We start from the raw sequence: 3,687 nt of genomic DNA on the forward strand, positions 1-3,687 counted from the left end.
CGCGGCCGCCAGCGTCGAAGCGCGCCGCGACAGCGATGGCCTGCGCGTGATGTTCCCGCTGCAGGTGGCGACGCCAGCGGCGGCGTTCCGGCGTGGCGACACGGTGTGGCTGGTATTTGACTCGCCGAAACCGATCGACGTCGAGGCGATCCGCACCAAGGGCGGCGCGATGATCGGCGAGGTCAGCCGCATGCCGCTCGCCAAGGGGCAGGCGGTGCGCATCCGTCTCACCCGGCCGCTGGTCTACTCGCTGACCAGCGAGGAGGTCGGCAAGGAGACCAACTGGCTGCTGACGCTCGCCGACAAGATCCAGGCGACGCCGCTGCCACTGATGATGTCGCGCAACATCACCGACCCCGCGCTCGCCAACATCGCGATCCCCTTCGCCAATCCGGGCCTCTTGCACAAGCTGACCGATCCCGACGCCGGCGACACGCTCTATGTCGTCACCGCGCAGCGGCCGGTGCGCGGCTTCATCAAGCGGCAGGACCTCGTCGATCTCGCGCTGCTGGAATCCGCTCACGGCATCGCGATCCGGCCGAACTCCGACGAGGTCGGCGTCGAGGTCGGAGCCGACAAGGTCATTCTCGGCAAGAAGGGCGGACTGACGCTGTCACCGGTCGACATCTCGGCCGAGCGTGCGCCGACCGCGGTGCGGCCGATCTTCAGTCCCGAAGCCTGGCGCAAGGGGCAGTCCGAAAACTTCATGATGCGCCAGAGCGAGCTGATCACGGCGATCTCCGCCGTCGATCCGGCGCAGCGATCGCTGCCGCGGCTCGACCTTGCGCAGTTCTACATGTCGCGGGCCATGTATCACGAAGCCAAATCCGTGACTGACGTGATGCTGAGCGATCCCCTCAACAAGGAGGAGAGCGGCGCGCTGATCATGCATGCGATCGCGAGCATCCTGATCGGCCGGCCGGCGCAAGGTCTGAAAGACCTCGCCAATCCCGCGATAGGCAACAGCCACGATTCCCAGCTCTGGAAGGCGCTCGCTTACGCGCGCCAGGGCAAATGGGCGGACGCGCGCGAGAAGTTCAAGAACGTCGAATTCGCCATCGCCTCGCTGCCGCTCGACATCCAGCGCATCGTGACCATGGATGCGATGCGCGCCTCGCTCGAGGTGAAGGACTATGCCGGCGCCTCCAAGCGCCGCAGCGAGATCGAGGTGGTCGGCGTATCGCCCGAGGCCGCGCCCGGCTTTGCCGTGCTGCGTGGCCGGCTCGCCGAGGCGCTCGGCCACGACAAGGATGCGCTCGACGACTACAAATTCGCGGTGGCCTCGAACGATCGTCAGGCTGCGGCCGAAGCCAAGCAGCTCGAGGTGGCGCTGCGGCAGAAGCGCGACGAGATCGCCAAGGAAGACGCGCTGCGCGAGCTCGAGACGCTGTCGATGACCTGGCGCGGCGACGCGATCGAGGTCAAGACGCTCCAGATGCTGTCGCAGATGTATGCCGAGAACGGGCGCTACCGGGACGCGCTGATGGCGGCGCGCACGGCGACAAAACTCCAGCCGAACGCCGAAGCCTCGCGCCAGGCGCAGGACCTCGCCTCCGACCTGTTCAGCCAGATCTTCCTGGGACCGAAGGGTGACGAGCTGCCGCCGGTCGAGGCGCTCGGGATGTTCTACGAGTTCCGCGAGCTGACGCCGATTGGCCGGCGCGGCGACGAGCTGATCCGTCGTCTTGCCGACCGTCTCGCCTCGGTCGATCTCCTCGACCAGGCCGCCGAGCTCCTGCAATACCAGGTCGACCGCCGCCTCGAAGGTGCAGCGCGCGCGCAGGTCGCCGCACGTCTCTCGATGATCTATCTCGCCAACCGCCGGCCTGACCTCGCGATCACGGCGTTGCGCGCAAGCCGCATCAGCGATCTCTCCGGCGAACTGCGGCAGCAGCGCCTGCTCCTTGAAGCGCGCGCGCAGAGCGATGTCGGCCGTCACGATCTCGCACTCGACATCGTCTCCAATGTCTCAGGGCGCGAGGTGCTCCGCCTTCGCTCCGACATCTTCTGGGCGGCGCGGCGCTGGCGCGAGTCCGCCGAGCAGATCGAGCTCTATTACGGCGAGCGCTTCCGCGACTTCAAGCCGCTCAACGCGGTGGAGAAGAGCGACATCATCCGCGCCGCCGTCGGTTACGCGCTCGCTGACGACTCGATCGGCCTGTCGCGCTTCCGCGAGAAATACGCGCCGCTGATGAGCGAGAGCGCCGACCGTCTCGCCTTTGACATCGCGAGCAAGCCCACCGCGGCCTCCAGCGCCGAATTCGCCGATATCGCCAAGCTCGCTGCCAGCGTCGACACGCTCGACGGCTTCCTGCGCGAGATGCAGCAGCGCTTTCCCGACGCAACCGCCCGTGCGCCGGCCTCGCCGCAGGCCAAGGACGAGACCGAGCATACCGGCTCGCTGCCCACGATCCCGGTCGTGCGGCAGATCAAGATGACGCGGTAGGAACCCTGCTATCTTCGACCTCTCGACAGGCGCCGCGCGAGGCGGCAACCTGTATGCCTTCATGCCGGGAGAGCGTTGATATGAGCAAGCCTGCCAAGTCCGAAGCCGAACTCATTGCCATGGCGCGGGCCGAATTGAAGGTCCATGCCGATGGCTCGGACGGCCTCGTCATCTCGATCATCCGCGACGGCGACAGCTGGGAGTTCCGGGCCGATGCCGACCAGGCCACGCGAGCGCGGCCAGGGTTTCCCGAGAGCGTCGCCATGCTGGTGCAGATCGGTGATCACCTCAGCAAGCAGTATGACGTGAAGGGGTAGGGGTGCCGCGCGGAGTGCGGCCCCGTTGGCTCGCAATGACGGCGAGGAGGCCTTACCCCCCGTAACTCTGCACCAAACTCCCTGCCACCAGCGACCAGCCATCCACCAGCACGAAGAAGATCAGCTTGAACGGCAGCGAGATCGTTGCCGGCGGCAGCATCATCATGCCCATCGACATCAGCACGGAAGCGACGACGAGGTCGATGATCAGGAAGGGCAGGAACAGGAGGAAACCGATCTCGAAGGCACGCTTCAGCTCCGAGATCATGAAGGCGGGAACGAGGATGCGCAGTGCGAGCTCGTCGGGTGTGGCCGGCGGCGGCTCGCCGGACAGATCCAGGAACAGCTTGAGGTCCTTCTCGCGCACGTTCTTCTGCATGAAGGCCCGCAACGGAACGGAGGCGCGCTGGAGCGAGTCCTCGACGCCAAGCTGGTTGGCGACGAGCGGACGGATGCCCTCGTCGTAGGATTTTTGCAGGACGGGTCCCATCACGAAGAAGGTGAGGAACATCGCCAGCGCAATGATCACCGAGTTCGGCGGCGCGGTTGCCGTACCCATCGCGGTGCGCAGCAGCGACAGCACGACCACGATGCGCGTGAACGACGTCATCATGATCAGGATCGACGGTGCGATCGACAGCACCGTCAGCAGCGCGATGAGCTGGATCGCGCGTTCGGTGACGCCGCCGCCGCCGGCTTGGCCGCCGAGATTGATGCTGATGTCCTGCGCATGCGCAAGGGTGGCGAGCGAAGCCGCGCCGATCAGGACAGAAACAAAAAGAACTCTACGCGGGAGGGCCGGCAGCCTCACGAAGACGGCTTCGGACGGCCGAGCAGCGAGGCCATCTCGTCTTCGAGATTTTCAAAGCTGGTCTTCTCGGCGGCCGGCTTGGCCGGCGCGGGCGGAGCCGGCGGCTCGCTTCG

The 3,687-nt window shown here is 66.4% G+C and carries 3 protein-coding genes and 1 pseudogene; 2 read left to right on the forward strand and 2 right to left on the reverse strand.

Annotation, left to right across the window (positions count from 1 at the left end; all coding sequences use genetic code 11):
• Both AC630_RS38865 and AC630_RS38870 read left to right on the forward strand, forming a co-directional pair.
• The coding region (locus AC630_RS38865) for a tetratricopeptide repeat protein (RefSeq protein WP_074123646.1) at positions 1-2,446 on the forward strand (2,446 nt) is incomplete at its 5' end.
• Between the two features lie 80 nt (positions 2,447-2,526).
• Entirely contained in the window at positions 2,527-2,763 is a 237-nt protein-coding gene (locus AC630_RS38870; protein WP_074123647.1) for a hypothetical protein, read from the forward strand.
• Positions 2,764-2,815: 52 nt separating this feature from the next.
• On the opposite strand, the gene fliP is transcribed toward AC630_RS38870, so the two are convergent.
• Together fliP and AC630_RS47530 are read right to left on the reverse strand one after the other, a co-directional pair.
• Positions 2,816-3,574 (reverse strand): flagellar type III secretion system pore protein FliP, encoded by a 759-nt coding sequence (fliP, locus tag AC630_RS38875; protein ID WP_074123648.1) that lies wholly within the window; start codon positions 3,572-3,574, stop codon positions 2,816-2,818.
• Positions 3,571-3,687 (reverse strand): annotated as a pseudogene (locus tag AC630_RS47530) (flagellar biosynthetic protein FliO); the annotation flags it as partial. The pseudogene AC630_RS47530 and the gene fliP, both read right to left, overlap by 4 nt.

Origin of the sequence: Bradyrhizobium sp. AS23.2 (genome assembly GCF_001908185.1) — a bacterium.
Taxonomy (GTDB): Bacteria; Pseudomonadota; Alphaproteobacteria; order Rhizobiales; family Xanthobacteraceae; genus Bradyrhizobium.